Origin of the sequence: Prescottella subtropica (assembly GCF_005434945.1) — a bacterium.
GTDB lineage: Bacteria > Actinomycetota > Actinomycetes > Mycobacteriales > Mycobacteriaceae > Prescottella > Prescottella subtropica.
In genome coordinates, this window is the sequence record NZ_SKCH01000002.1 from 277,356 (window position 1) to 298,989 (window position 21,634).

The window sequence follows — 21,634 nt, forward strand, 5'->3', positions numbered from 1 at the left end:
GGACGGGGCGCGAGTTCCCGTACAGTTTGCATCTGTGACATCGGATACTCGCGCCCTGGCCAGCGATCTGTCTCTCTCAGTGGTGCGTTTGACGCGCCATCTGCGGGGGCGCCGGAACGACGCCAAGGTGTCGTTGACACAGCTGTCGGCGCTCGCCTCGCTGAGCGCCGAGGGCTCCATGACCCCGGGTGCACTCGCGGCCCGCGAGAAGGTGCAGCCGCCGTCGATGACGCGGGTCGTCGCGTCCCTCGCCGATCTCGGACTCGTCGACCGCGCACCGCATCCCACCGACGGACGCCAGATCATCGTGTCGCTGTCGGAGTCCGGGCGCGACCTCATGGACAGTGAGACGCAGGCCCGTGAGGCGTGGATGACCGAGAAGCTCTCACACCTGACGGACACCGACCTCGACACCTTGCGTGCCGCTGTCGTCATCATCACCGATCTCGTCGAGAACGACTGAGCTGCACCGCCCGGCGGCCGGCCGGGCGGGATACGGCACGATGGACCGGTGGTTCACGTCATCGACATCGCAGATCCCGCCGACCCCCGACTCGACGACTATCGCGACCTCAACTCGTCCGATCGCCGACCCGACCTGCCCGGCGGCAAGGGTCTGGTGATCGCGGAGGGGGTGCTCGTCGCGCAGCGGATGTTCACGTCCCGGTTCGCGCCGATCAGCCTGCTCGGGGTGGACCGCCGGCTCGCAGAGTTGTCCACCGATCTCGACGGCGTGGACGTGCCGTTCTACCGGACCACCGCCGATGTCATGGCCGAGGTGGTCGGCTTCCACCTCAACCGCGGTGTGCTGGCTGCGGCTCACCGGCCGCCGGCCCTCGACCCCGAGGATCTGCTGCGCGACGCCCGCACGGTCGCGGTGCTCGAGGGCGTCAACGATCACGAGAACATCGGCTCGATGTTCCGCAACGCCGCCGGTCTCGGCGTCGACGCGATCCTGTTCGGCGGGGCATGTGCCGACCCGCTCTACCGTCGTGCGGTGCGGGTGTCGATGGGGCATGTGCTGCGGGTGCCGTTCGCGCAGATCCCGGACTGGCCGCGCGGGCTGAGCATTCTGCGGGACAGGGGCTTCCAGCTGATCTCGCTCACCCCGAACCCGGCGGCTGTGCCGCTCGCGCAGGCGATGACAGGGGAGAGGGTCGCCGTCCTGCTCGGTGCGGAGGGTCCCGGGCTGACCGAACAGGCCATGCAGGCCACCGACGTTCGCGCACGTATCCCGATGGCTCCCGGCACCGATTCCCTCAACGTCGCGACCGCGGCCGCGATGGCGTTCTACGAGCGGATCCGGACCGGGGCGTGACCGCCGGCGAACCCACCCCGTGGGCGACCGGTCTGCTCGTCACCGCGTTCTCCGCGCTGGCCACGGTCGTCGGCGTCGTCGCGTTCGGGTCCGCGCTCACCGACATCCACCCACTGCTCGCGATCGTGTTCAATCTCGTCGCGGTCGGTGGTGCGGCGCCGACGGTGTGGCGCTGGCGCCGTGTCCCGGTGTGGCGGTGGGCGGTCTACGGGGTCGGCGCCGGGGTCGCGACGGGCTGGATCGTCCTGTCCATCACGGTGTAGATGCGGGCCCCTGTCCGGCCGGGTGGATCGCGAAGCGCGAGACCGTGATCGGCGACGTGTCCAGGTCGCGGCCCAGCCAGGACCGCAGCGCGGCCTCCGCGAACTCGCCCGGATCGAACGGCAGGATCTGCGGGTCCGGGAGCACGTCCATGCGGGGCCGGGCCGGATGTGCGCCGGACCAGAACGGGCGCTCCCACAGTTGGGGCAGTCCGACGTCCTCGACGATGTGCACGGGTGTCGCACTGAACGACCGTTCGAGTCGCGCCCCGTCCCAGTGCGCGAACGCACCCCACGACCCGGCCGATGTCACCGGACTCGACGAACACAGGTAGGTGTGCCGGGCACCGGTCGGACGGATCCAGCGCTCGACCAGAGACGACGGCACCGGCGGCAACGACTCGGCGGTACGCACCACCACGACACCGGGGAAACATCCGACGACGATCTCACCGTCCCCGAGCTCCGTTGCCGCGGAAAGCGGTTCCTCACCGAGAGGAGACACGTCGAGACCTCGGTGCAGTGTCGCGGCAAGTGCGTGTGCACCGGAACGATCGTTTGCCGCATCCCGCAGGACGACGGCGGGATCGACGTCGTCGACGTACCAGAGCGTGGAAGCGTTGCCCCCCGACACCGGCGTCAGCCGCGTCCGTTGCTCCGGACACCGAGCAGGACGTCGTCCCACGACGGCAGCGCCGGCTTACCGCGCTTGTCCCGGCCGGGTGCGGCCTGCGGTGCGGGCGTGGACTCGGCGTCGTCGTCCGGAGCGCCGACCTGGTTCCCGACGGCCTCGACGTCGTCGATCACGGTGTTCGCCAGCATGATCGACGTGTCGTCGGTGCTGTCGTGATCCGATTCCACGTCGGCAGGCCCGTAGATGCCCTCACTGGGCACGGGCGTGAGGCCGCGGAGGGGCCGTCCGAAATCGGGGTCGATCAGCTGTGCCGCGGTGTCGTCGAGCGCGGTGACGGTGCCGCCGTGCGCGTCGGGCTGGAAACGCCAGTGCGCCGCGTTGGTGGTGCACCCGGCCTGCCACTGCAACTGCGCGACCCAGTGGCCTTCCTCGTCCTTCCACGCGTCCCACGTCGCGACCTCGAGGTCGTGCCCGCGGGTGCGGAACGCGAGCGATACGACCTCGGCGAGCGTCATGACGGCCGGACCGTCCGGGCGGACCGGGTGACCGGCCTGCGCCATGCCCGCGGCACGGGACCGTTCGAGCAGCACCGGGTACGCGAACCGGTCGACCTTGGAGCGGGGGACACCCGCCTCGTCGGCCACCTGGTCGACGGACGCACCGCCCCGGATCCGGGCCTGGATCTCCCTGGGGCGCATCCGGCAGTCGGTCTCGATCTCGATCTGACCGAGCCGGGCGATGTCGCCACGCGCGGCGGCCCGCAGTCTGTCGTCGGCGGGGATGCGGAACTTCTCGCCGGAGTCCGGGTCCGAACACACCACGTGCGCGCCGCCAGGTTCGAGACCGATCACTCGCAGCTCTCGCACGTTCGTCCTCCTCATCGCGCCGATTCGCGATTGCACGGACATGACTGTAATTCATCGGTGACCTGTGCGCCCGGAAAGACACGCGCGCCGTATATCACCCCGGTCCCGCGATTTGCGCACTTACCACGCGGCGTCGCGGTGTGATGCGCGCGACAAGTGCGCAAAACGCGGGAAGGGACGGATGGCGCTGACGCGCACCCGTCCCTTCCCCGGGGAAGAACTAGCCGAGCTGGGAGACGACCCAGTCGATGCTCTTGGTCAGCCGCGTGACGTCCTCGGGGTCGATCGCCGGGAACATGCCGATGCGCAGCTGGTTGCGGCCCAGCTTGCGGTACGGCTCGGTGTCGAGGATGCCGTTGGCGCGCAGCACCTTCGCGACCGCGGCGGCGTCCACCGACTCCGCGAAGTCGATGGTGCCGACGACCTGCGAGCGCAGCGCCGGGTCGGTGACGAACGGCGTCGCGTACTCGGAGGCCTCGGCCCACTGGTACAGGCGCGACGACGAATCCTTGGTGCGGCCGGTGGTCCAGTCCAGGCCACCGCCCGAGTTCATCCACTCGATCTGGTCGGCGAACAGCAGCAGCGTCGCGAGGGCCGGCGTGTTGTACGTCTGGTCCTTCGACGAGTTGTCGACCGCGATCGGCAGCGACAGGAAGTCCGGGGTCCAGCGGTTCGACGCCTTGATCTCGGCGACACGCTCGAGCGCGGCCGGGCTCATCAGCGCGATCCACAGGCCACCGTCGGCGGCGAAGCACTTCTGCGGCGCGAAGTAGTAGACGTCGGCGTCGGCCGAGTTCACCGGCAGGCCGCCGGCGCCGGAGGTGGCGTCGATCGCGATGAGTGCGTTCTCCGAGCCCGCCGGACGCGACACCGGAACCGCGACACCGGTCGAGGTCTCGTTGTGCGCCCAGCCGATGAGGTCGACGGAGCCGTCGGCGACGATCTCCGGGGCGGTGCCCGGATCGCTCGACACGACGATCGGGTCGCCGATGAACGGGTTGCCCTTGGCGACGGACGCGAACTTCGACGAGAACTCGCCGTACGTGAAGTGCTGCGACCGCTCACGGATCAGGCCGAACGCGGCTGCGTCCCAGAACGCGGTGGTGCCGCCGTTGCCGAGGACGACCTCGTAGCCCTCGGGCAGCGAGAACAGGTCACGCAGGCCCGAACGCACGCGGCCGACGACGTCCTTGACGGGCTTCTGCCGGTGGCTGGTGCCGAACACCGACGCACCGACGTCGACCAGGGACTGCAGCTGCTCGGGGCGGACCTTCGACGGTCCGCAACCGAAGCGGCCGTCGACGGGCAGGAGGTCGGCGGGGATGATCGGGGTGCTCATCGTGCGAGTTGTCCTTCTCGGTTGTGGTGGTGGCGCAGCCGGTCAGCTGTGCGAGATCTGGTCCCAGCCCTCGACGGTGTCGGGGGTGCGGGGATCCGGGCCGGTGTAGATCGCGGCGGGGCGGACGAGCTTGCCCAGACGCTTCTGCTCCATGATGTGCGCGCACCAGCCGGCGGTGCGGCCGCACGTGAACATCGCGGGCATCATGTGCGCGGGAACCTCGGCGAAGTCGAGGATCACCGCCGCCCAGAATTCGACGTTGGTCTCGATCGCGCGATCGGGGCGACGTTCCCGCAGTTCGGCGAGTGCGGCCTGCTCGAGTGCGGCGGCCACCTCGTAGCGGGGCGCGTTCAGCCGTTTGGCGGTGTCCCGCAGCACCCGGGCCCGCGGGTCCTCGGCCCGGTACACCCGGTGCCCGAAGCCCATGAGCTTCTCCTTGCGGTCGAGGATGCCCTTGACGAGTGCGCGGGCGTCGCCGGTGCGCTCGGTCTCGGTGATCATCGGCAGCACGCGGGCGGGGGCGCCGCCGTGCAGCGGGCCGGACATCGCGCCGATCGCGCCGGACAGCGACGCCGCGACGTCGGCGCCGGTGGACGCGATGACGCGCGCGGTGAACGTGGAGGCGTTCATGCCGTGCTCGGCGGCGGACACCCAGTACGCGTCGATGGCCTCGATGTGCCGCGGATCCGGGTCACCCTTCCAGCGCGTCATGAAACGTGCTGTGACGGTGGGGCATTCGTCGATGACTTTCTGCGGGACAGCCGGCTGGTAGATGCCGCGCGCGGACTGTGCGACGTACGACAGGGCCATCACCGATGCGCGGGCGAGGTTCTCGCGGGCGGTCTCGTCGTCGATGTCGAGCAGCGGCTGGTAACCCCAGATCGGTGCGAGCATCGCGAGGCCGGCCTGCACGTCGACGCGGACGTCACCGGTGTGGACGGGCAGCGGGAACGGCTCGGCCGGGGGCAGGCCGCGGCCGAACTTGCCGTCGACCAGCAGCGCCCACACGTTGCCGAACGTGATGCGGCGGCCGACGAGATCCTCGATGTCGACACCCCGGTAGCGCAGCGAGCCGCCGTCCTTGTCCGGCTCGGCGATGTCGGTGGTGAAGGCGACGACGCCTTCGAGGCCGCTGACGAAATCCTCGGGTACTGCAGCGCTGGGTGCCATTGCTCCTGGACTCTCCTCATCCGAGTGCTGCCCGTCGGAGCCGCACTACCTTGCACTGACTGGGGTCATCGACTGCTCGGTCCTCACCGGAACTCTAGCCGGTCGGACCGTCGGTCCGGTCGCCGCGTACCGGTAGCGTCTGCTGCTGTGTCGTCAGATTCCCAGCCGTCAGATGCACCGAGACGGGGCTCCCGGAAATCCGATCTCTCCGTCATGCGGGTGAGCTACGGGGAGATCGGTCCGCAGCGGCCCGTCGTCGAACCCGATCTCGAGCCGTCGTGGCTGGACGACGGGTGGGCGGCGCTGGCGCGGCAGTGGGTGGAGGAGGCGATCGACGCCGGACTGCCGGAACCCAATGCGATGGTGCTCGGCACCGTCGACGCCGACGGGCATCCGTGCACGCGGACGGTGCTGTGCAAGGCGCTCGACGCCGACGGTGTGCAGTTCTTCACCAACTACGACTCCGACAAGGGCCGCCAACTCGCGGCCACCCCGTACGCGTCGGTGACGTTCACCTGGATTGCGCTGGCGCACCAGCTGACGGTCCGCGGACCTGTGGAGAGAGTCGGTGCGGATACGACTCTCGCCTACTGGGACAGCCGCCCCCGCGGCTCGCGGCTCGGGGCGTGGGCGTCGCAGCAGTCGCGTCCGGCCGTGTCCCGCGCGGACCTCGAGGCGCAACTCGTCGACGCCGGCGCCCGGTTCCCGGTCGGCACCGACATCCCCGTGCCCGAACACTGGGGTGGTTTCCGGATCCGGCCCGAGGTGGTCGAGTTCTGGCAGGGCCGGCCAAACCGCATGCACAACCGGATCCGGGCGCGTCTGGTCGACGGGATCCGGGTCGTCGAACGCCTGCAGCCGTGATGCGGTCGCTGCTCGCCGACGTCACCCCGCTCCGCAACCCCGACTACCGGCGACTGTGGACGAGTGGCATCGTCACCGTCGTCGGCGCCCAGTTGACCGTCGTCGCAGTGCCGTTGCAGATCTTCGCGATCACCCAGAACTCGGCGTACGTCGGGCTCGCGGGTCTGTTCGGGCTGGTGCCGCTCGTGGTGTTCGGACTGTGGGGCGGTGCGCTCGCCGACGTCATGGACCGGCGCAAGCTCATCATCGTCACGACACTCGGGCTGATCGGCACGTCCGTGCTGTTGTGGGTGCAGGCGGCCGCGCACGTCGACAACGTGTGGCTGCTGCTGTGCCTGTTCTCGCTGCAGCAGGTGTTCTTCGCGATCAACTCGCCGACCCGCAGCGCGATCATCCCGCGGCTGCTGCCGTTGAAGGACATGCCGGCCGCGAACTCGCTGAACATGACGGTGTTCCAGTTCGGGGCCATCGCCGGGCCGCTGCTGGCGGGCGTGCTCATCCCGGTGGCCGGGCTGGCGACCGTCTACCTGATCGACGCGGTCGCGCTGCTCGCGACGCTATGGGCGGTGATACGACTGCCGGCGCTGCCGCCGACCGGACCGGCCCGCCGCGCCGGGCTGAAAGCGGTGGGGGAGGGCTTCACGTATCTCGCCACCCAGAAGGTGTTGCTGGCGTCGTTCGTCGTCGACATCGTGGCGATGGTGTTCGGGATGCCGCGGGCCCTGTTCCCGCAGATCGCGCACGAATCGTTCGGTGATCCCCTCGACGGCGGCATCGCCCTCGGTCTGCTGTTCGCGGCCATGTCGGCGGGCGCGGTCCTCGGCGGTGTGTTCTCCGGGTGGCTGCCCCGCATCCGCTACCAGGGCCGGGTCGTCGTCGTGTGCATCGCGGCGTGGGGTGTCGCCATGATCGGGTTCGGGGTCGTCGTCGGTTTCTCGACGCCGGACAGTCCGGCGCTGCTGCTGTGGGCGGCGCTCGCGTTCCTCGCGATCGGCGGCGCCGTCGACATGATCTCCGCCGCGCTGCGCTCGACGATGCTGCAGCAGGTCGCCACCGACGACATGCGCGGACGCCTGCAGGGCGTGTTCACCGTCGTCGTCGCGGGCGGCCCGCGCATCGGCGACGTCCTGCACGGTCTCGGCGCGTACTACCTCGGAACCGTGGTCGCTTCGGCCGGCGGTGGACTGCTCGTGGTGATCGGTGTGGTGATCTCGGTGCTGCTCTTCCCGATGTTCCTGCGGTATCGGGTCGACGCGTCCGGACGGCCCGAACATGCCTGACCCGCGCGACGGCGATCACCGTTTCACGGCCCGGGGCGGACCCTCCGTGGGCGACCCGGCTCACGGGCGGCTAGTTTCTACTTGAATGTTACGAAGTTACTCACTGGTCTGAGTTTGAGAGGGATCCTTTCGTGCCCGCTGAGAATGACAACAAGCCGACACTCAGCTACCCCGGTGGCGAGCACACGATGTCCATCGCCAAGGCGACTGAAGGGAACGACGGCATCGAGCTGGGCAAGCTCCTTGCCGACACGGGTTACACGACGCTCGACCCGGGCTTCGTGAACACCGCGTCCACGAGTTCCGCTATCACCTATATCGACGGCGACGAGGGCATCCTGCGCTACCGCGGGTACCCGATCGAGGAGCTCGCCGAGCGCTCGACGTTCATCGAGGTCAGCTACCTGCTGATCTACGGCGAGCTGCCCACCCAGGCCCAGCTGGACGTGTTCACGGACAAGATCCGTCGCCACACGCTGCTGCACGAGGACCTCAAGCGGTTCTTCGACGGCTTCCCGCGCAACGCGCACCCGATGCCGGTCCTGTCGAGCGCCGTCAACGCGCTGTCCGCCTACTACCAGGACTCGCTGGACCCGGACGATCCGGAGCAGGTCGAGCTGTCCACGATCCGGCTGCTCGCGAAGCTGCCGACCATCGCGGCGTACGCGTACAAGAAGTCCGTCGGTCAGCCGTTCCTGTACCCGGACAACTCGCTGAGCCTGGTCGAGAACTTCCTGCGGATGACGTTCGGCTTCCCCGCCGAGCCGTACGAGGTCGACCCCGAGGTCGCCAAGGCCCTCGACATGCTGCTGATCCTGCACGCCGACCACGAGCAGAACTGCTCGACGTCGACGGTGCGCATGGTCGGTTCGTCGGACGCCAACCTGTTCACGTCGGTCTCCGCCGGCATCAACGCACTGTGGGGCCCGCTGCACGGCGGCGCCAACCAGGCCGTGCTCGAGATGCTCGACGAGATCAAGGCCGGCGGCGGCGACGTCACGGAGTTCGTCCGCAAGGTCAAGAACAAGGAAGACGGCGTGAAGCTCATGGGCTTCGGGCACCGCGTCTACCGCAACTACGACCCGCGCGCGGCGATCGCCAAGAAGGCGGCGGACACCATCCTCGCCAAGCTGGGCGGCGACGACGAACTCCTCCAGATCGCGAAGGCGCTCGAGGAGGCCGCGCTCACCGACGAGTACTTCATCGCGCGCAAGCTGTACCCGAACGTGGACTTCTACACGGGCCTGATCTACCGCGCGATGGGCTTCCCGACGCGCATGTTCACGGTCCTGTTCGCGCTCGGCCGGCTGCCCGGCTGGATCGCGCACTGGCGTGAGATGCACGAGGATCCGGCCACCAAGATCGGTCGCCCGCGTCAGATCTACACCGGCTACACGCAGCGTGACTACGTGGACCTGTCGGGCCGCTGAGCAGCGCTGACCCGTCTGCCCGACTCCAACAGATCGGACACCCATCATGAGCACCAAGCCCGAGATCGAGTTCCAGGACGGCCCCGCGCCCACCGAACTCGTCATCAAGGACATCGTCGTCGGTGACGGCGCCGAGGCCACCCCCGGCGCCAAGGTCGAGGTCCACTACGTCGGCGTCGAATTCGACTCCGGCGAGGAGTTCGACTCGTCGTGGGGCCGCGGCGAATCCATCACCTTCCCGCTGCAGGGCCTCATCGCCGGCTGGCAGGAGGGCATCCCGGGCATGAAGGTCGGCGGACGTCGTCAGCTGACGATCCCGCCGGAGCTCGCCTACGGTCCGGCGGGCGGCGGCCACCAGCTGTCCGGCAAGACGCTGGTGTTCGTCATCGACCTGCTCGACGTGGTCGTCCCGCCGGAGCCCCCGGTCATCGAACCGGCCACCGGCCCGGCCCCGGCCGAACTCGTCATCGAGGACATCACCGTCGGCGACGGCGCGGAGGCCCAGCCGGGTGCCGTCGTGGACGTCCACTACCACGGTGTCGAGTTCGACTCGAACCAGGTGTTCGACTCGTCGTTCCTGCGCGGCGACTCCGTCGTGTTCCCGCTGAACCGGCTCATCCCCGGCTGGCAGGAAGGTATCCCCGGCATGAAGGTCGGCGGACGCCGCAAGCTCACGGTTCCGCCGGAGCTCGCGTACGGTCCGGCCGGTAGCGGCCACCAGCTGTCCGGTAAGACGCTGGTGTTCGTCATCGACCTGCTCGGCACCAAGTAGCCGGTAGAACGAAAAGAACTCGGGCCCCACACCTTTCGGTGTGGGGCCCGAGTCCGTTCAGCGAGGGTGAACTACCGGCGCAGGGTTACCGCGGGGTATTCATGGCGTCGGCGAGCATCGGCCACGAGTTGTTCAGGTCGTCACGCCAGTAGCCCCACGAGTGGGTGCCGGCCGGCTTGAAGTCGAAGAAGGCCTGATCGCCCATGCCGTTCGCGTTGACCGCGTTGAACAGGCGGTGCGTGCACTCGTTGGTGGCGGCCTCGATGATGCCGCCGACGACCACCTGGTTGGCCAGGGTCGCCATGTTGCCGTTGATGCCCGGGCTGTCGAGGGTGTCGTGCGGGCCCGGCAGGCCGGACGCGTTGGACACGTACAGCTTGGGGCCGCCCTTGAGCTGACCGATGTTGATGATCGGATCGTGCTTGATCCAGTCGGGGCTGCCGACCGGGCCCCACATCTTCTCGACGTCGGCGTCGCCGCGGGCGGCGATGACGATCTGGATGTAGGTCTGGCCCACCGGCGTCGCGGTGTCGGCGCAGCCGCTGTACGCGCCGACGGCCTTGTACAGGTTCTTGTCGGCGAGCGCGAGGTTGAACACCGAGGTGCCCGACGTGGAGATACCGGCGAGCGTGTTGACACCCGTGGTGTTCAGCGCCTTGTCGATGACCGGCGGCAGTTCCTTGGTGAGGAACGTCTCCCACTTGTTGACGCCGTGCAGCGCCGGCTCGGCCTGCTTCCAGTCGGTGTAGTAGGTGAACGCGCCCTCCATCGGGGTGACGACGTTGACCTGCTTGCCGGCGAAGAACTCACCGATGTTGGCCTGGCGCTGCCACGACGCGGAGTCCTCGCCGCCGCCGGCACCGTTGAGCAGGTACAGGGTGGGAGCCTTCTTCGACGTGTCCGCCGGGCGGACCACGTCGATCGGGATGTTGCGGTTCATCGACGCGGAGTGCACGGTCAGGCGCAGCTTGTTGGGACCGGTCGAGACCGCGTTCACCAGTTTGGTGTCGCCGTTCGATGCCTTGGTTGCCGCCACCTGATCGGCATCGGCCGGTGCCGCAGAGGCCACACCGGTTCCGAGGACGGCGGGCAGGACGGCGACCGTCGCCGTGGCGCCGATCAACGCTTTGAGCCGGCGGGACTTCTTGGTAACGCGCATGCTTTCTCACCTTCGGGGCGGTCGGCCGGGGAACGCGGCCGCGTCCCCCGGAGTCGATCGTGTATATCACTTCGGCTATCGGGTGTACGTCTCGTTTCGCTACCGGTTGCCCGAAAGTTCTCGAGACGTTCCCGAATTATCGGTCATAAACCGTCAGACCATGTCGTTTTTCTGTAACCAGCGCAGAGTCGGCCAACCGCAGAATACCGGCAGCCAGCAGGTGAGTACCCGGTAGAGCAGCACGGACGGTACCGCGATGCCGACGGGAAGACCGAATGCGGTCAGGCCGCCGATGAGGGCGGCCTCGACGGCGCCCACACCGCCGGGGGTGGGGGCGGCCGACGCGAGGGTGCCGCCGATCATCGTCACGATCGTCACGGTCACGAAGGTGGTGCCGCCGCCGAACGCCTCCACACTCGCCCACAGCGCGAGTGCGGCGCCGAGGGTGGTGCCGGCGCTGCCGAGCACGATGAGCAGGAAGCGGCCCGGGTTGCGGGCCAACTGGGAGAGGGACGCCATCACCTCGGTCAGCTGGGGGCGCACCTCGGTGCGCAGCCAGCGGCGGGCCTTGGGGATGAACATGAACGTGCCGACGGCGCCGAGCGCGATGCCGGCGATGAGGTAGAGCATGGTGCCGCGGGGTACGAAGTGCGACAGGTCGGCGTCGCGTCCGGCCGCGACGCTGAAGAAGATGAGCAGTGCGACGTGGGTGACCACCTGCACCGTCTGCTGCAGTGCGACGGCGGCGGTCGCACGGACGGTGCCGAGTCCGCCCTTCTGCAGGAACCGCACGCTCAGGGCGAGTCCGCCGACCCCGGCCGGGGTGGTGGTGGCCGCGAACGTGTTGGCCACCTGCATGACCACCAGGTGCCGGTAGCGCACCAGTTCGGACGCGCACGCCCACAGGGCGGCCGCGGCCCCGACGTAGGTGAGCGCGGAGACGACGAGGCCGGCGAGCGCCCACCACCAGTTCGCGGTCCGCAGCTCGGTGAGGAACGCCGGTACCTGGCTGATGAACGGGTACGCCACGTAGACCAGGCCGATCAGCAGCACGAGCTGGATGGCCTGGTTGCGGGTGAAGCGGGTGACCTGTTCGGGGGCGATCTTGTCGATGTCGGTCTGCCGGCCGACCTCGTCGCGGATCCGTCCGAGCAGGGCTGCGGAGTCGTGGATCGGGCGGCGCAGCCGGGACGGCATCGCGGTCTTCGTGAGTCGCCCGGACGCGGCGAGCACCCGGTCGCGTCCGTGTGCGTCGAGCGCGGCCCGTACCGCCGGCTCGACCCCGAACAGGGCCGCCGTCGTGAGGAGCAGTTGCGCGGTGTCGGATTGGATCTGCGCCTCGGACACGCCGAGTTCGGCGTAGCCGAAGCCGTCGAACAGGGCCCGGTCGTCGTCGATCCGGATCTCCGACGCGCGTAGGTCGCCGTGCGTGATCTGGCGGGCGTGCAGGTCGCCGAGACCCGCCCACGCCATCGCGAGCAGTCGATCGCGCGGTGCGGCGTCGGCCGGGGTGAGGGACGCGATCGGGACACCGCGGGACACGGGGCGGACGATGAGCTGCCAGCCGCGGTCGAGGGCGCTCACCGCGATCGGCTTGGACGCGGCCCGGCGGGTGTCGCCGACGGCGATCCCCATGAGCGCGCGATGTTCGACGGCGCGGGCGAGTGACGCGTGCGCCGGCGTGCTCTCGCTGCTGCGTAGCGTCAACCAGTTCGCGAACTGGCGGATCGCGCCGCGGCTGCGCTGGTTCTGGCCGTACAGTTCGACGATCGTCTCGGGTTCGCCGTCACGGTCGGCGGCCAGGACGAGTGGGCCGCTGCCGGCCGGGGCGATCACCCGGAACGCGGTGACGCGGTGCCCCAGTCGGCCCAGTGTCTCGACGGCGGAGTCGAGCGGAACCTCGAGTGCGGGGGTGCCCACGACGAGCACGATGACCGCGCCCACCAGGTAGCCGACGGCCAGGCCCAGCATCGACCGGGCCGGCACGATCGAGCTGACCACCAGGTGGATCGGCGCGAACAGCAGCAGCAGGACCCACCACAGCCGGCGCCAGCGTTTCGGCAGCCACGGCCCCGACACGGTCAGGACCGCGGCGAGCATCGCGATCCAGCGGGGATCGTCGAGGAACTGGGACAGGAAAGTGTCGGCACGGTCGGAGACGTCGAGGTGCCATTGGGGGGCCGCGAACCCGGATCCGGTGATCGACAGTGCGATACCGGCGATGAACGCGGCCGCCGCGTAGCCGGCGAGCAGTTTCCACCGGCGTCCGACGACCAGTTGGATGAGGATCGCGAACGGCAACGCCAGGATCGCGATGCCGTACAGCAGGTAGACGGTGTCGGCGACGCCCGGTGACAGGATGCCGACGATGTCGGACACCGACGTCTCGAGGGCGTCCCATTCGCTGCGGGTGATCACCGATCCGGCGATGACCGCGCCGAGGCCCACGAGCGCGAACACCACCCGCAGGATGTCGCTGGTCCGCCGGGTCAGCGGCTGCAGCAGGCTGCCGGTGACCGGGATGTCTCGTCCGTCAACTTTCAAGGGTCACCACCAGCCGTGCGCCGCCGAGAGCGCTGTCCTCGAAGCGGGCGCTGCCGCCGTGCAGTCCGGCCTGCTGTGCCACCAGCGCCAGTCCCAGGCCGGACCCGGTCCGGGCGGCGCTGCTGCCCCGACGGAACCGCTCGAACACCGCGGCCCGCTCGGGTTCGGGGATGCCGATGCCGTCGTCGTCGACGGTCAGGGTGACGCCGTCGTCGGTGCCGCGGTGCACGCCGATCGTCACGTGCCGGGCACGGCCGTGCCGGACGGCGTTGGTGATCGCGTTGTCGACTGCGAGCCGCAACCCGGCCGGTAGCCCGTGGACCACCAGTCCGGGTGGGGCGTCGACGGTCACGGTCAGCCCGCGGTACTGACGCTGCGCGTCGGACGCGGCCAGGTCGCACAGTTCCGTCAGATCGACGTCGACGTGGTCGCTCTCGCTCGACAGTTCCCCGGACGCCAGCCGTTCGAGCGCCGTGAGGGTGGCCTCGAGCCGTCCCTGCGTGCGCGCGATGTCGGAGAGGACCTCGCGGCGCTGTTCGTCGGACAGCTCGAGGGTGGTGACGACCTCGAGGTCGGTGCGCATCGCGGTCAGCGGGGTGCGCAGTTCGTGGGCGGACGCGGCTGCGAAGTCGCGGGCCGTCTCGAGGGCGGCGGCGGTGCGGGCCTGCGCATCGGAGACGTCCTGCAACATGGCTTCGACGGCACCGGCGAGCGCGTCGGCCTCCCGGACCCCGGACGCGGCCGGCGTCAGGTCGGGTTCCCGGCGGGTGACCCGTCGCGTCAACTCGACCAGTGGTCGGACGGCGTGCCCGCCGAACAGCCAGCCGAGCCCGCTGGCCGCGACGATCGCGAGGACCCCGACGAGCGCGACCTGTCGCTGCTGGTCGGTGGTGGGGTCCTTCGCTTCGGCGAGCGGGACCGCCACCGACAGCATCTCGGGTGCGCCCGGGCCGACGGGGGCGGTGAACGTGCGGAACGGGGTGCCGGCCACGTCGACGGTGCGTGATCCGGCGCCGAGTTCGGGTAGCCGGCTGGACGTGCTCGCGACGACGTCGCCGCCGGCGCGGATGGTCACGGCGAACGCGCCCGCGTCACCGAGGATGTTCAGGAACGGTGCTGCCGCACCGGCATTGACGACCAGGACCCGGGACGCGGTCTCGAGCCGCTGGTCGAGCTGCTGGAGGTTGTTGCGCGCGATCGCGAGCGCCAGGTAGACGCCGACCGCGGCGACGACGATGGTCGCGCCGAGCGCGGTCGCAGCGGCGACGCGGGCCCGCAGCGAATGCGGCCGCATCATGCGGGTTCCCGCACGACGAAACCCACGCCGCGGACGGTGTGCACGATCCGGGGGGTGCCGCCGGCCTCGAACTTGCGGCGCAGGTAGCCGACGAACACGTCGACGACGTTGGTGTCGGGCGCGAAATCCGCAAAATCGTAGCCCCACACCAGATCCAGTAGCCGCTCGCGGCTCAGGACCACCCCGGCGTTGCGGGCCAGCACCTCGATGAGCTCGAATTCTCTTTTGGTGAGGGAGATCTCGGTGCCGTCGACGAGCACCCGCCTGCCGTCGACGTCGACGGACAGGGGGCCGACCGTGATCGGGGGGTCGATGCCGTCGGCGCTGTTCGTGGCGGCCGGTGTCGATCGGCGGCGCAGCATCGCGCGGATCCGGGCCACCAGTTCGGCGAGGACGAACGGTTTGACGAGGTAGTCGTCGGCGCCGGATTCGAGCCCGGCGATGCGGTCGTCGACCGAACTGCGCGCACTGAGGACACAGATCGGGATCTCGTTGCCCTGCGACCGCAGGGTGGTGACCACACCGGTCCCGTCGAGGACGGGCATGTTCATGTCGAGGACCACGGCGTCCGGGGCGGCGTCCGCCACCACGCGCAGGGCCGCGGCGCCGTCGGCGGCGGTGAGGACGTCGAATCCGGACAGACGCAGTCCGCGCTCGAGGGAGGCGAGCACGTCGGCGTCGTCATCCACGACCAGGACGGTGGGGGTCACGGTCATCCGAGCATTGTGCCCGCCCGCGGCGGTGGATCCGTGCATTGTCGTCACACCTCCAGGTGGGCGTGACAGTCGGAGGGTGCGGGCACGGAGGCGATGCTAATTCATCGGGAATGCCGGACACGAACGCTCCGGGGGCGCCGTCGGCGCCGGGTACCATGGCCGATCGTTGGGTTTGTGGGTGAATTGACCGGATTGGATGCGGGGAGATCATGGCGGCGCGGGGCAGACTGTTCGGGATCAGGCGAGACGTGTGGCTCCTCGCCGTGCTGGGCGTCGCCGCGATAGTGCTGGCAGGATTCCTCGTGGTGGGCCGCGGGTCCGACACCGCACCGGCCGCATCGGGGCCGGAGTCGGGACAGTCGACCGAGCCGACGTTCGGCCCGGTCGGTGACCTGGCGCGCCGGATCGACGGCGACCCGCTCGCGCGCGGCACGATCGACGCGCCCGTGACGATGGTGGTCTTCTCCGACTACCGCTGCCCGTTCTGCGCGAAGTTCAGCCGCGACACCGAACCGCAGCTCGTCGAGAAGTACGTGAACTCGGGACAGCTGCGGATCGAGTGGCGCGACCTGCCGCTGTTCGGCGAGCAGTCACGGGCCGCCGCCGTCGCCGGTCGCGCGGCCGGCGCGCAGGGCAAGTTCTGGGAGTTCAACTCGGCGCTCTACGCGGCCGCCCCCGACCGCGGTCATCCGGAGTTCGACACCGCGACCCTCCGTGGGTTCGCGGAGCGGGCCGGTGTCCCGGATCTGGACCGGTTTGATCGGGACGCCGCAAGTGCCGACTTCGACCGCGCCGTCGGCTCCGACCTCCTCGAGGCGAAGATGCTCGGCGTGTCGAGCACGCCGGCGTTCGTCGTCAACGGTTACCCGATCCTGGGCGCGCAACCGTTCGACGCGTTCACCACGACGATCGAGAAGGCGGCCGGGCGGCAGCCGTGACCGACATCGGACTGCTCGGCGCGTTCCTGGGCGGACTGCTGTCGCTGGTGAGCCCGTGCTCGGCGCTACTGTTGCCGTCGTTCTTCGCGTACGCGTTCGACGGTGCCGGTCGGCTCGCCGCCCGCACCGCGGTGTTCTACGCGGGTCTCGCGGTGGTGCTGATCCCGCTCGGTGCCGGGCTCGGCGCGATGGGATCGCTGCTGACGCAATACCGTTCGACGGTCACCACCGTCAGCGGGCTGGTGCTCGTCGTGTTCGGTGTCGCGACGGTGCTCGGACGCGGGTTCACGGTCACCCCCGCCCAGCGGGCCGCCGGATCGATCCGCATCTCCGGCACGCTGTCGGTGTTCGCGCTCGGCGCGGTGTACGGGTTCGCCGGATTCTGTTCCGGCCCACTGCTCGGCAGTGTCCTGACGATCGCGATCGCCGGGGGCGGCGCCGCGTACGGTGGCCTGCTCATGGCGGTGTACGCGCTGGGCATGACGATTCCGCTGTTCCTGCTCGCACTGCTGTGGGACCGGTTCGACCTGGGCCGGCGCAGTTGGCTGCGCGGCCGGGAGATCACCCTCGGGCCGCTGCGCACCCACACCACGTCACTGGTGTCGGGCCTGCTGTTCGTCGCGATCGGTGTGCTGTTCCTGGCCACCGACGGCACCGCGAACCTCGGCGGCGCGATGGGCGTCGACGACCAGTTCTCCCTGCAGGTCACCCTCGGGGAGTGGGCGCGGACCCTGTCCGACGCTACGGTGCTCCTGATCTTGGTTCTGGTGGCGTTCGCCGCGACGGCGGTGCGGATCGTGCGTCGCCGGAGCGAGGACGGCACCGATCATGTCACCCCGACGAGAAAGTTCGAGGACGAATGAAGGTAACTCGCGGTCTCCGCGCCCGTGGTGTCCGGCGATTCTGCGCAATGTTGGCGATCGGGGTGGTGGCGGTCTCCGCGGCAACCTCTGTGGCGGTCGCCGCGCCGGCGCCGGACGTGTCGCGTGTGGTCGCGTGGGGTGAGGACACGGACGGGCAGGTGAGTGGAGTCCCCGCCGGTGACTTCGTGAAAGTTTCTGCGGGGGACGCCCATTCGGTAGCCCTGACCAGGGACGGGCATGTCGTGTCGTGGGGATCGGATGGCGATCGGCAGGTGAGCGGCACCCCGACCGAGGACGGGTTCACGGCGGTTTCCGCCGGACGCTGGCACTCGGCGGCGCTGCGCGGCGACGGCCGGGTCGTGTCGTGGGGTGACGACGGCTACGGGCAGGTGACCGACACGCCGGTGGGCGGTGGCTTCGCCGCGGTCTCCGCCGGAGGATTCCACTCGCTGGCCCTCACCCGTGACGGGCATGTCGTGGCCTGGGGCGACGACGAGTTCGGCCAGGTCGGCGACGCGCCGAAGGAAAGTGGATTCATCGCCGTCGCAGCCGGCTTCGACTTCTCGCTGGCGTTGACGAAGACCGGCCGCATCGTGGCCTGGGGCGGCAGCGACGAGTTCGGGCAGACCAGCTCGGTACCGTCCGGCGAGTTCACCGCGATCGCGGCGGGCGAGTACCACGGCCTGGCGTTGACGAAGGACGGTCGGGTCGTGGCCTGGGGCGACGGGATGGATCGTGGCGTTCCGCCCGGAACGGGATTCACCGCGGTCGACGGCGGTGAGACGTACTCCGTCGCGCTCGGCAAGGACGGCCGGATCACCGTGTGGGGCAAGAACGACCACGGTCAGCTCGAGGGTGCCCCGACCGGTTCCGGTTACCGTGCCGTCGCGGCGGGCACCGCCCATTCGCTGGCCGTCGAGGCGGCCGTTCCCGAAGTGCCGCCCGTGACGGGGTCCGGTGGGGGCACCGGGTCGCTGGCACCACGGTCCTGAGCGTCGTCGGACGGCTCAGATGCAGTCCCACGCGAACTCGACGGCCGCCCGGACGTCGTCGGACCACCCGGCCCACACGTCTTCGCCGGTGAGCAGTCCGGCGGTCGCGCACAGTGAATCGGTTGCGGTCCGGACGATGTCGAGTACCAGGTGGAACTGGTAGCCGCCGATGGTGGCGAGGTGGTCGTAGCCGGCGGCGTCGGGTCCGTGCAGCGACAGCACGCCCAGCGGTCCGCCGTCGCGGCACGTCGCGGCACCGAGTGCGACGAGGTCGATCAGTGTCGCGGCCTCGTCGAGTTCGGCGGCCGGGCGCGGCAGTGACAGCGGAACCTGTTCCGCGGCAACCACGTCCGACGGTACGAAGGCATCCGGCAGGCCGAGGTCGAGGTAGTCGTCCGACGCCGCGGCGGTGAGTCGGTCCCGGGCGTGGGCCGACGCGAGCGCCACCCGCCGGGCCGTTTCCGGGCCGGACGGCGACTCGAGGTCGAGCAGGATGCGCAGGCGGTCGGCGGCGGAACCGAGCAGCGTCCAGGTCGTGGTGGTGCGGCCGTTCTCGAGCATGCCGGACGCGTCGAGCAGTGTTGCGAGGATCTCGTCGTACTGCGCGATCGCGGCGGTCAGGCGCAGTCCGGGGCCGTCGGACCAGAACAGGTCCGCGGACCGGGCCTGCCGTTCGGCGGCGCGGGTGGCGTCGAGGTCCGACGCGAGGCAGGCCTGCACCGTGACGACGACCTCGCGCATGAGCGCCGCCTGGTTCGACATCTCGATGCCCTCGGGGTCGTCGAGGAAGTGGCGGCGTTCGCTGTTCGCGACGAGGTCGCGGATCAGGGTGTGGGCCGACGGTGTGGCGACGACGGACAATGCTCCCCCTCGGGGTGACGTGAAGAATGGAGACCGAATTGTGGATCCGTTGACTCTTCGGTGGTGTGCAGATGGTATTCCGCTGGTGCTCCGTTCACGCACCGCTGACGTACTGACGTGAACATACCGTGACCACACTGTGACCGTCAACGTCGAAAATGTCGTTGACCAGCAGGTATGTCCGTTTAACTTAATTGTTCGTTTGAGAAATTTGGGGTGAATATCGGTTTTGTTCGCATTGTTCGAAATGGGAAAGACCCCGCATCCGAGGGATGCGGGGTCTTTACATATCGGGCGGTGCAGGTCAGCCGCGCATGACCTTCTCGAGGTCGTCGAGCACCGACGGATCCTCGATCGTCGACGGCACCGTGTACTCGTCGTTGTCGGCGATCTGCCGCATCGTCTTGCGCAGGATCTTGCCCGAACGGGTCTTCGGCAGCGCCTGCACGACGGTGACGTCCCGGAACGTGGCGACCGCGCCGATCTGCTCGCGGACCATCGCGACCAACTCCTTGCGCAGCACCTCCTCGGCGATGTCCGCGCCGGCCTTGAGGACCACGTAGCCGCTGGGACGCTGCCCCTTGAGGGCGTCGTGGATACCGATCACCGCGCACTCGGCGACCGCCGGATGCGACGCCACGATCGCCTCCATGCTGCCCGTCGACAACCGGTGACCGGCCACGTTGATGACGTCGTCGCTGCGGCCCAGGACGAACACGTAGCCGTCCTCGTCGATGTAGCCGGAGTCCCCTGTCAGATAGTAGCCGTCGAACGTGTCCAGATACGACTTGACGTACCGGTCCTCGTCCCGCCACAGGCCGGAGAGTGTGCCGGGAGGCAGCGGCAGCCCGATCACGATGTTGCCCTCGGTGCCCGCCGGGACCGGTGCGCCGGTGCCGTCGACGATGTCGACGCGGTAGCCGGGGACGGCGACGGTGGGGGAGCCCGCCTTGACCGGCATCGGCTCAAGACCACGCAGGTTGCCGCAGATCGCCCAGCCCGTCTCGGTCTGCCACCAGTGGTCGATCACCGGGACACCGAGCTTCTCCGACGCCCACACGTACGTGTCCGGGTCCAGGCGCTCACCGGCCGCGAACAGTGTCACCATCGACGACACGTCGTACTTGTCGAGTTCGGTGGCCTCCGGGTCGGCCTTGCGGATCGCCCGGATCGCGGTCGGCGCCGTGAACAGTGCCGACACCCTGTGCTCCTCGACGATCCGCCAGAACGCGCCCGCGTCCGGTGTGCCGACCGGCTTGCCCTCGTACATGACCGTGGTCGCACCGACGAGCAGCGGCGCGTACACGATGTACGAGTGGCCGACGACCCAGCCGACATCCGACGCCGTCCACCACACCTGGCCGGGACCGATGTCGTAGATGTTGCGCATCGACCACGTCAGCGCGACCGCGTGACCGCCGTTGTCGCGGACCACACCCTTGGGCTTCCCGGTGGTGCCCGACGTGTACAGGATGTACAGCGGATCGGTGGCCGCCACCGGCACCGGATCGGCGTCGACGGCGTCGGCGACCAACTCGTCCCAGTCGAACCAGGCGGCACCACGGTCGCGGTAGTCGGCGGCGCTGCCGGGGACGGCGTCGCGGTTCTTCACGATCACCGTGTGCGGCGGATGCGCCGACATGTCGAGCGCCTGATCGACCATCGGCAGATACTCGATGGTGCGTCCCGGCTCGAGACCACCGGACGTGGTCACCAGCACCACCGGCTGGGCGTCGTCGATGCGGGTGGCGAGTTCCTTGGCGGCGAACCCGCCGAACACCACCGAATGCACCGCGCCGATACGGGCGCACGCGAGCATCGCGATCGCGGCCTCGGGGATCATCGGCATGTAGATCACGACCCGGTCGCCGGCGACGACACCCTGCGCGGACAGCACCCCCGCGAACCGGGAGACCTCGGCGAGCAGTTCGTGGTACGTGTAGGTCCGCTGGGCCGGCACCATCGCCGAATCCCAGATCAGCGCCGCCTGATCGCCGCGCCCGTCCCGCACGTGCCGGTCGAGCGCGTTGAAGCACGTGTTGAGGGTGGCGTCGGGGAACCAGCGGTACATCGGCGCGTTCGAGTCGTCCAGGGCGCGTACCGGGGCCACGTCCCAGTCGACGGCCTTCGCGGCCGCGAGCCAGAAGGTGTCCGGGCTCTCCACGCTCTCGCGGAATGCTGCGGCGTAGGCGCCTGTGGCTGCGCCGGTCGACTGCTCGACGATGCTCATCGATTCGTGTCCTCTCGGGTTCCTACCGTGCATCTGTGATGCACCTGACACCCTAGGGGACGTGTGCGCCACCACAACTCGACTCGAGGTCCGGGCGTGCG

General features: G+C 69.5%; 20 protein-coding genes and 2 pseudogenes. 12 read left to right on the forward strand and 10 right to left on the reverse strand.

Translation table 11 applies throughout. From position 1 onward, the window contains the following. Positions 1-34: 34 nt before the first annotated feature. Genes E0497_RS03630 through E0497_RS03640 form a run of 3 tightly spaced genes read left to right on the forward strand, consistent with a single transcriptional unit; the run spans position 35 to position 1,581 of the window. Positions 35-463, forward strand: coding sequence for a MarR family winged helix-turn-helix transcriptional regulator (locus tag E0497_RS03630; RefSeq protein ID WP_137723409.1), 429 nt, complete (start codon positions 35-37; stop codon positions 461-463). A 48-nt stretch (positions 464-511) separates the two neighbouring features. After that, positions 512-1,318 carry a TrmH family RNA methyltransferase gene (locus E0497_RS03635; protein WP_137723410.1) on the forward strand — a complete coding sequence of 269 codons (807 nt, stop codon included), beginning with the start codon at positions 512-514 and terminating at the stop codon, positions 1,316-1,318. Continuing rightward, positions 1,315-1,581: a DUF2537 domain-containing protein gene (locus E0497_RS03640; RefSeq protein WP_137723411.1), complete on the forward strand. Its 267-nt coding sequence runs from the start codon at positions 1,315-1,317 to the stop codon at positions 1,579-1,581. The genes E0497_RS03635 and E0497_RS03640 overlap by 4 nt, the downstream gene beginning before the upstream one ends. Here E0497_RS03640 and E0497_RS03645 read toward each other — a convergent pair. From E0497_RS03645 to E0497_RS03660, 4 genes are all read right to left on the reverse strand, one after another. Further along, positions 1,571-2,263 (reverse strand): DUF6928 family protein, encoded by a 693-nt coding sequence (locus tag E0497_RS03645; RefSeq protein ID WP_421958299.1) that lies wholly within the window; start codon positions 2,261-2,263, stop codon positions 1,571-1,573. The two genes, E0497_RS03640 and E0497_RS03645, sit on opposite strands and share 11 nt — an antisense overlap. Beyond that, on the reverse strand, positions 2,218-3,078 hold the full coding sequence (sepH, locus tag E0497_RS03650; RefSeq protein WP_194150305.1) for a septation protein SepH: 861 nt from the start codon (positions 3,076-3,078) through the stop codon (positions 2,218-2,220). Before sepH ends, E0497_RS03645 begins: the two co-directional genes overlap by 46 nt. Positions 3,079-3,298: 220 nt before the next feature. Further along, a complete protein-coding gene (serC, locus tag E0497_RS03655) occupies positions 3,299-4,417 on the reverse strand; it encodes a phosphoserine transaminase (RefSeq protein ID WP_137723413.1) in 1,119 nt (372 codons plus the stop codon). Positions 4,418-4,459: 42 nt separating this feature from the next. Then, entirely contained in the window at positions 4,460-5,587 is a 1,128-nt protein-coding gene (locus tag E0497_RS03660) for a citrate synthase 2 (protein WP_137723414.1), read from the reverse strand. A gap of 213 nt (positions 5,588-5,800) precedes the next feature. On the opposite strand from E0497_RS03660, the gene pdxH reads away from it, so the two are divergent. From pdxH to E0497_RS20750, 5 genes and pseudogenes are all read left to right on the forward strand, one after another. After that, positions 5,801-6,451 (forward strand): pyridoxamine 5'-phosphate oxidase, encoded by a 651-nt coding sequence (pdxH, locus tag E0497_RS03665; RefSeq protein WP_137723415.1) that lies wholly within the window; start codon positions 5,801-5,803, stop codon positions 6,449-6,451. Then, positions 6,451-7,731 (forward strand): MFS transporter, encoded by a 1,281-nt coding sequence (locus tag E0497_RS03670; RefSeq protein ID WP_137723573.1) that lies wholly within the window; start codon positions 6,451-6,453, stop codon positions 7,729-7,731. Before pdxH ends, E0497_RS03670 begins: the two co-directional genes overlap by 1 nt. A gap of 131 nt (positions 7,732-7,862) precedes the next feature. Next, on the forward strand, positions 7,863-9,161 hold the full coding sequence (locus tag E0497_RS03675) for a citrate synthase (protein WP_137723416.1): 1,299 nt from the start codon (positions 7,863-7,865) through the stop codon (positions 9,159-9,161). Between the two features lie 46 nt (positions 9,162-9,207). Next, positions 9,208-9,558: pseudogene (locus E0497_RS20745) on the forward strand (FKBP-type peptidyl-prolyl cis-trans isomerase); the annotation flags it as partial. A 3-nt stretch (positions 9,559-9,561) separates the two neighbouring features. Continuing rightward, positions 9,562-9,933, forward strand: a complete 372-nt coding sequence (locus tag E0497_RS20750) for an FKBP-type peptidyl-prolyl cis-trans isomerase (RefSeq protein ID WP_277751664.1) — start codon at positions 9,562-9,564, stop codon at positions 9,931-9,933. 85 nt (positions 9,934-10,018) lie between these two features. Here the strand turns inward: E0497_RS20750 and E0497_RS03685 are convergent, their stop codons facing one another. The 4 genes from E0497_RS03685 to E0497_RS03700 form a co-directional block, all read right to left on the reverse strand. Further along, the gene (locus E0497_RS03685) at positions 10,019-11,092 is read right to left on the reverse strand and encodes an alpha/beta hydrolase (RefSeq protein ID WP_137723418.1); all 1,074 of its coding nucleotides are present in this window, start codon (positions 11,090-11,092) and stop codon (positions 10,019-10,021) included. 153 nt (positions 11,093-11,245) lie between these two features. After that, on the reverse strand, positions 11,246-13,636 hold the full coding sequence (locus tag E0497_RS03690) for a lysylphosphatidylglycerol synthase transmembrane domain-containing protein (RefSeq protein WP_137723419.1): 2,391 nt from the start codon (positions 13,634-13,636) through the stop codon (positions 11,246-11,248). Next, a complete protein-coding gene (locus tag E0497_RS03695; protein ID WP_137723420.1) occupies positions 13,626-14,933 on the reverse strand; it encodes a sensor histidine kinase in 1,308 nt (435 codons plus the stop codon). The genes E0497_RS03690 and E0497_RS03695 overlap by 11 nt, the downstream gene beginning before the upstream one ends. After that, positions 14,930-15,649, reverse strand: coding sequence for a response regulator transcription factor (locus E0497_RS03700; RefSeq protein WP_137723421.1), 720 nt, complete (start codon positions 15,647-15,649; stop codon positions 14,930-14,932). Before E0497_RS03700 ends, E0497_RS03695 begins: the two co-directional genes overlap by 4 nt. Before the next feature lie 209 nt (positions 15,650-15,858). Here E0497_RS03700 and E0497_RS03705 point away from each other — a divergent pair, with 209 nt between their 5' ends. From E0497_RS03705 to E0497_RS03715, 4 genes and pseudogenes are all read left to right on the forward strand, one after another. After that, positions 15,859-16,587, forward strand: coding sequence for a DsbA family protein (locus tag E0497_RS03705; protein ID WP_137723422.1), 729 nt, complete (start codon positions 15,859-15,861; stop codon positions 16,585-16,587). Next, positions 16,584-17,450, forward strand: a complete 867-nt coding sequence (locus E0497_RS03710) for a cytochrome c biogenesis CcdA family protein (RefSeq protein WP_137723423.1) — start codon at positions 16,584-16,586, stop codon at positions 17,448-17,450. The genes E0497_RS03705 and E0497_RS03710 overlap by 4 nt, the downstream gene beginning before the upstream one ends. A gap of 47 nt (positions 17,451-17,497) precedes the next feature. Next, a pseudogene (locus E0497_RS21065) lies at positions 17,498-17,710 on the forward strand (RCC1-like domain-containing protein); the annotation flags it as partial. Positions 17,711-17,722: 12 nt separating this feature from the next. Then, positions 17,723-18,442: an RCC1 domain-containing protein gene (locus tag E0497_RS03715; protein WP_241665688.1), complete on the forward strand. Its 720-nt coding sequence runs from the start codon at positions 17,723-17,725 to the stop codon at positions 18,440-18,442. A gap of 15 nt (positions 18,443-18,457) precedes the next feature. On the opposite strand, the gene E0497_RS03720 is transcribed toward E0497_RS03715, so the two are convergent. Then, positions 18,458-19,303 (reverse strand): hypothetical protein, encoded by an 846-nt coding sequence (locus tag E0497_RS03720; protein WP_137723425.1) that lies wholly within the window; start codon positions 19,301-19,303, stop codon positions 18,458-18,460. Between the two features lie 304 nt (positions 19,304-19,607). After that, a complete protein-coding gene (locus E0497_RS03725) occupies positions 19,608-21,533 on the reverse strand; it encodes a propionyl-CoA synthetase (RefSeq protein ID WP_137723426.1) in 1,926 nt (641 codons plus the stop codon). Positions 21,534-21,634: the final 101 nt, after the last annotated feature.

Excerpts from the sequence above, each read along its gene's own strand:
- serC (WP_137723413.1), bottom strand. The coding sequence starts at position 4,417 with ATGAGCACCCCGATCATCCCCGCCGACCTCCTGCCCGTCGACGGCCGC.
- E0497_RS03700 (WP_137723421.1), bottom strand. The coding sequence starts at position 15,649 with ATGACCGTGACCCCCACCGTCCTGGTCGTGGATGACGACGCCGACGTG.
- E0497_RS03670 (WP_137723573.1), top strand. The coding sequence starts at position 6,451 with ATGCGGTCGCTGCTCGCCGACGTCACCCCGCTCCGCAACCCCGACTAC.
- E0497_RS03660 (WP_137723414.1), bottom strand. The coding sequence starts at position 5,587 with ATGGCACCCAGCGCTGCAGTACCCGAGGATTTCGTCAGCGGCCTCGAA.
- pdxH (WP_137723415.1), top strand. The coding sequence starts at position 5,801 with ATGCGGGTGAGCTACGGGGAGATCGGTCCGCAGCGGCCCGTCGTCGAA.
- E0497_RS03705 (WP_137723422.1), top strand. The coding sequence starts at position 15,859 with ATGGCGGCGCGGGGCAGACTGTTCGGGATCAGGCGAGACGTGTGGCTC.
- E0497_RS03695 (WP_137723420.1), bottom strand. The coding sequence starts at position 14,933 with ATGATGCGGCCGCATTCGCTGCGGGCCCGCGTCGCCGCTGCGACCGCG.
- E0497_RS03725 (WP_137723426.1), bottom strand. The coding sequence starts at position 21,533 with ATGAGCATCGTCGAGCAGTCGACCGGCGCAGCCACAGGCGCCTACGCC.
- E0497_RS03685 (WP_137723418.1), bottom strand. The coding sequence starts at position 11,092 with ATGCGCGTTACCAAGAAGTCCCGCCGGCTCAAAGCGTTGATCGGCGCC.